The sequence below is a fragment of the Pseudomonas capeferrum genome, assembly GCF_000731675.1.
Lineage (GTDB): Bacteria > Pseudomonadota > Gammaproteobacteria > Pseudomonadales > Pseudomonadaceae > Aquipseudomonas > Aquipseudomonas capeferrum.
In genome coordinates, this window is sequence record NZ_JMIT01000008.1 from 1 (window position 1) to 6,445 (window position 6,445).

Below are 6,445 nucleotides of genomic sequence, written 5' to 3' on the forward strand. Positions count from 1 at the left end.
CAACGGCTCGACTGTCACTACCACCATCACCGGTGCTACCGGCGGCAACTTCGAGCAACTGACGCCTAACCCGACCCCAGCGCAGACCACGATCAATGACTCGGGCGATGTGACGGCTGCGACCCTGCCCGCCAATCCTTCGGTCACCGAAGGTGGTGTGATCTCCTACACCGTGACCCTGAGCAACCCTGCCCAGACGCCTGTCACCGAGACCCTGTCGAACGGTCAGATCATCGCCGTCGAAGCCGGCAAAACCCCAGGCAGCGTTGACTTCCAGACCCCGGATAACGCCGTCTACAACACCGGCTCGACTGTCACTACCTCCATCACCGGTGCTACCGGGGGCAACTTCGAGCAACTGACGTGACCCTGAGCAACCCTGCCCAGACGCCTGTCACCGAGACCCTGTCGAACGGTCAGATCATCGCCGTCGAAGCCGGCAAAACCCCAGGCAGCGTTGACTTCCAGACCCCGGATAACGCCGTCTACAACACCGGCTCGACTGTCACTACCTCCATCACCGGTGCTACCGGGGGCAACTTCGAGCAACTGACGTGACCCTGAGCAACCCTGCCCAGACGCCTGTCACCGAGACCCTGTCGAACGGTCAGATCATCGCCGTCGAAGCCGGCAAAACCCCAGGCAGCGTTGACTTCCAGACCCCGGATAACGCCGTCTACAACACCGGCTCGACTGTCACTACCTCCATCACCGGTGCTACCGGGGGCAACTTCGAGCAACTGACGTGACCCTGAGCAACCCTGCCCAGACGCCTGTCACCGAGACCCTGTCGAACGGTCAGATCATCGCCGTCGAAGCCGGCAAAACCCCAGGCAGCGTTGACTTCCAGACCCCGGATAACGCCGTCTACAACACCGGCTCGACTGTCACTACCTCCATCACCGGTGCTACCGGGGGCAACTTCGAGCAACTGACGTGACCCTGAGCAACCCTGCCCAGACGCCTGTCACCGAGACCCTGTCGAACGGTCAGATCATCGCCGTCGAAGCCGGCAAAACCCCAGGCAGCGTTGACTTCCAGACCCCGGATAACGCCGTCTACAACACCGGCTCGACTGTCACTACCTCCATCACCGGTGCTACCGGGGGCAACTTCGAGCAACTGACGTGACCCTGAGCAACCCTGCCCAGACGCCTGTCACCGAGACCCTGTCGAACGGTCAGATCATCGCCGTCGAAGCCGGCAAAACCCCAGGCAGCGTTGACTTCCAGACCCCGGATAACGCCGTCTACAACACCGGCTCGACTGTCACTACCTCCATCACCGGTGCTACCGGCGGCAACTTCGAATCACCGGCGCTACCGGCGGCAACTTCGAATCACCGGCGCTACCGGCGGTAACTTCGAGCAGCTGACGCCGAACCCGACCCCGGCGTCGACTGTAATCAATGACAGTATCGATACCGTCACCGTAAGCATCGTCAGCAACGGCAACGTGACTGAAGATCAGCAGCCATCCTTTACGGTAAAAGTGAGCCAGGCGCTGGACCGTCCGCTGACCGTAACGCTGTCGAACGGCGAAACCGTCACCATCGAGGCAGGCAAGACCGAAGTCGAGTACAAGACTCCGGCCCAAGGCGATGACGTAATCAAGGACGCCGGCTCTGTGACGTTGAGCGTCACCGGCGCCACTGTCGCGGGTGCTACCTTCGAGAATCTGGCCATCGGCGGCCCGGCGACCGTTGACGTTTCGGACACCGTCAGCGAAGTCGTTGCAACTTTGACTGTGGACAAGGCAACCGTGGCCGAAGGTGGCCAGGTGACCTACACCGTCACGCTGACCAACGCACAGGGCCTGTCTGTCACTGAGCACGGCGCGCTGACCTTCACCCTGACCGACGGTACAAAAGTCACGATTCCGGCCAACAGTGCTTCCGGCACTGCGACCATCACGGTTCAAGATGACGTGTACGTCGGCGGTCAGGGCGCTGTCGCCAACAAGCTTGAGTCGGTATCGGGCGCAGACAACTTCGAGAAGCTGACTTTGGGTGGTGATACCGTCACCACTTCTGTGACGGACGAGCCAGATTCGGGCACCCCAGGCACCGGCAACGAAGGCGACCTGGTCAGGGTCACCATCACCGCCGACCAGGTTTCGGTCGCCGAGAACGTGAAGCCGACCTTCACCGTTCACATCAATACCGCCCTGACCCACGACCTGGTCGTGACCCTGAGCAACAACGCTACGGTCACTATCAAAGCGGGCGAAACCAGCGCGCCCTACAGCCACGATGCGCAAGGCGATGACGTTTACCAGGACGCCGGTGAGATCAGCCTGGGTATCAAGTCCGCCGTCGATGTCGATGGCCGTGCTTTCGAGAACCTGCAGCTGGGTGATGCCGCGTCGGTCAAAGTCACCGACACCACCGACGAAGTCATCGCCAAGCTGCCCGCTACGCCTTCGGTCACCGAAGGAGGCGAGATTACGTACACCGTCACCCTGACCAACAAAGACGGTTTGCCAATCAACAACCACTCGCCGCTCTACTTCACCCTGAGCGACGGCAAAACGGTCATCACAGTGCCAGCCAACGGCACCGTCGGTACGGCCACTGTTACTGCTCCGGATAATGTCTACGTGGGCAGCAACACCCCGGTAGAGCAGAGCCTGCAATCGGTCAGCGGCGCAGACGCGTGGAAGTTCGAGCAACTGACCTTGGACAAGACCCCGGTCAGCACTACGGTTACCGACGAGCCAGGTACTCCGGGCAACGAAGGCGACGTGGTCAAAGTCACCATCACCGCTGACCAGGTATCGGTCGCCGAGAACGTCCAACCGAGCCTCACCGTTCACATCAACACTGCCCTGGACCACGACCTGGTCGTGACCCTGAGCAACAATGCCACCGTCACCATCAAGGCTGGCGAAACCAGCGCGCCATACACGCACGACGCGCAGGGCGACGACGTTTACAAAGACGCTGGCGAAATCAGCCTGGGCATCAAGTCTGCGGTCGATGTCGATGGCCGTACCTTCGAGAACCTGCAGCTGGGCGACGCGGCATCGGTCAAAGTCACCGATACCACCGACGAAGTCATCGCCAAGCTGACCGCTACCCCTTCGGTCACCGAAGGAGGCGAGATCACGTACACCGTCACCCTGACCAACAAAGACGGTTTGCCAATCAACAACCACTCGCCGCTGTACTTCACCTTGAGTGACGGTAAAACGGTCATTACCGTCCCGGCCAACAGCACCACCGGTTTCACCACCGTTACTGCACCAGACAACGTTTATGTCGGCACTAACGCCCCGGTTGAGCAGAGCTTGCAAGCGGTCAGCGGCGCAGACGCCTGGAAGTTCGAACAACTCACCTTGGACAAGACCCCGGTCAGCACCACGGTGACCGACGAGCCAGGTACCCCAGGCAACGAAGGTGATCTGGTCAAGGTCACTATCACCGCTGACCAAGTCTCGGTTGCCGAGAACGTGAAGCCGACCTTCACCGTCCACATCAACACCGCGCTGGCGCACGACCTGGTCGTGACCCTGAGCAACAATGCCACGGTTACCGTCAAGGCCGGTGAAACCAGCGCGCCGTACGCTCACGACGCGCAGGGCGACGACGTTTACAAAGATGCCGGTGAGATCAACTTGGGCATCAAGTCCGCCGTCGATGTAGACGGTCGTGCCTTCGAAAACCTGCAGTTGGGCGATGCGGCGTCGGTCAAAGTCACCGATACCACCGACGACGTGGTTGCCAAACTGACCGCTACCCCTTCGGTGACCGAAGGCGGTGCAATCACTTACACCATCACGCTGACCAACAAAGACGGTCTGCCGATCGACAAACACTCGGCGCTGACCTTCACGCTGAGCGACGGGACAACCGTCATTACCGTGCCGGCCAACAGCACTGTTGGCACTGTCACTGTCACTGCTCCGGACAACGACTACGTCGGTGCGAACGACCCAGTGATCAAGTCGATCGCTTCGGTTGATGGCGCTGATGTCGGTAAGTTCGAGAACCTGGTTCTGGACAAAACCCCAGTCAGCACCGCTGTCACCGACGAGCCAGGTACTCCGGGCAACGAAGGCGATCTGGTCAAGGTCACCATCACGGCCGATCAGGTTTCGGTTGCCGAGAACGTGAAGCCGACCTTCACCGTTCACATCAACACCGCGCTGGCGCACGACCTGGTCGTGACCCTGAGCAACAATGCCACGGTTACCATCAAGGCCGGTGAAACCAGCGCGCCGTACGCTCACGACGCGCAGGGCGACGACGTTTACAAAGATGCCGGTGAGATCAACTTGGGCATCAAGTCCGCCGTCGATGTAGACGGTCGTGCCTTCGAAAACCTGCAGTTGGGCGATGCGGCGTCGGTCAAAGTCACCGATACCACCGACGACGTGGTTGCCAAACTGACCGCTACCCCTTCGGTGACCGAAGGTGGCGAGATCACCTACACCATCACGCTGACCAACAAAGACGGTCTGCCGATCGACAAACACTCGGCCCTGACTTTCACCCTGAGCGACGGCACCACGGTCATTACTGTGCCGGCCAACAGCACCTCGGGCTTCGTCACCGTTACCGCGCCTGACAACGTTTACGTTGGGACTAACGCGCCGGTTGAGCAGAGCCTGCAAGCAGTCAGCGGCGCTGATGCTTGGAAGTTCGAAAACCTCGTTCTGGATAAGACGCCGGTCAGCACTACTGTGACCGACGAGCCGGGCACCCCAGGCAACGAAGGCGACGTGGTCAAAGTCACCATCACTGCTGACCAGGTCTCGGTTGCCGAGAACGTCAAACCGACCTTCACCGTCCACATCAACACCGCGTTGGCGCACGACCTGGTCGTGACCCTGAGCAACAACGCTCAGGTCACCATCAAGGCTGGTGAGACTTCGAGCGAGCCTTACACCCACGATGCGCAGGGCGACGACGTCTATAAGGACGCCGGCGAAATCAGTCTGGGTATCAAATCGGCAGTAGACATCGATGGTCGCGCCTTCGAGAACCTGCAACTGGGCGACGCGGCGTCGGTCAAAGTCACCGATACCACCGACGATGTCATTGCCAAACTGACTGCTACCCCTTCGGTGACCGAAGGTGGCGAGATCACCTATACCGTTACGCTGACCAACAAAGACGGTCTGCCGATCGACAACCACGCGCCGTTGTACTTCACCCTGAGTGACGGCAAAACGGTCATTACCGTAGCGGCCAACAGCACCAGCGGTTTCACTACCGTGACTGCGCCTGACAACGTTTACGTTGGGACTAACGCGCCGGTAGAGCAGAGCCTGCAAGCAGTCAGCGGCGCTGATGCTTGGAAGTTCGAAAACCTCGTTCTGGATAAGACGCCGGTCAGCACTACTGTGACCGACGAGCCGGGCACCCCAGGCAACGAAGGCGACGTGGTCAAAGTCACCATCACTGCTGACCAGGTCTCGGTTGCCGAGAACGTCAAACCGACCTTCACCGTCCACATCAACACCGCGTTGGCGCACGACCTGGTCGTGACCCTGAGCAACAACGCTCAGGTCACCATCAAGGCTGGTGAGACTTCGAGCGAGCCTTACACCCACGATGCGCAGGGCGACGACGTCTATAAGGACGCCGGCGAAATCAGTCTGGGTATCAAATCGGCAGTAGACATCGATGGTCGCGCCTTCGAGAACCTGCAACTGGGCGACGCGGCGTCGGTCAAAGTCACCGATACCACCGACGATGTCATTGCCAAACTGACCGCTACCCCTTCGGTGACCGAAGGTGGCGAGATCACCTATACCGTTACGCTGACCAACAAAGACGGTCTGCCGATCGATAACCACTCGCCGTTGTACTTCACCCTGAGTGACGGCAAAACGGTCATCACTGTGCCGGCCAACAGCACCTCGGGCTTCGTCACCGTTACCGCGCCTGACAACGTTTACGTTGGGACCAACGCGCCGGTAGAGCAGAGCCTGCAAGCAGTCAGCGGCGCTGATGCTTGGAAGTTCGAAAACCTCGTTCTGGATAAGACGCCGGTCAGCACTACTGTGACTGACGAGCCGAGCACCCCAGGCAACGAAGGCGACGTGGTCAAAGTCACCATCACTGCTGACCAAGTCTCGGTTGCCGAGAACGTGAAGCCGACCTTCACCGTCCACATCAATACCGCCCTGGCCCACGACCTGGTCGTGACCCTGAGCAACAATGCTCAGGTCACCATCAAGGCGGGCGAAACCAGCGCGCCGTATAGCCACGACGCGCAGGGCGACGACGTCTACAAAGACGCCGGCGAAATCAGCCTGGGTATCAAGTCCGCCGTCGATGTCGATGGTCGTGCCTTTGAAAACCTGCAACTGGGCGATGCGGCGTCGGTCAAAGCCACCGACACCACCGACGACGTGGTTGCCAAGCTGACCGCCACACCTTCGGTCACCGAAGGTGGTGCAATCACTTACACCATCACCCTGACCAACAAAGATGGTC

General features: G+C 60.0%; 1 pseudogene. It reads left to right on the forward strand.

Going from position 1 to position 6,445, the window contains the following annotated elements:
* Positions 1 to 6,445 (forward strand): annotated as a pseudogene (locus PC358_RS26605) (immunoglobulin-like domain-containing protein); the annotation flags it as partial.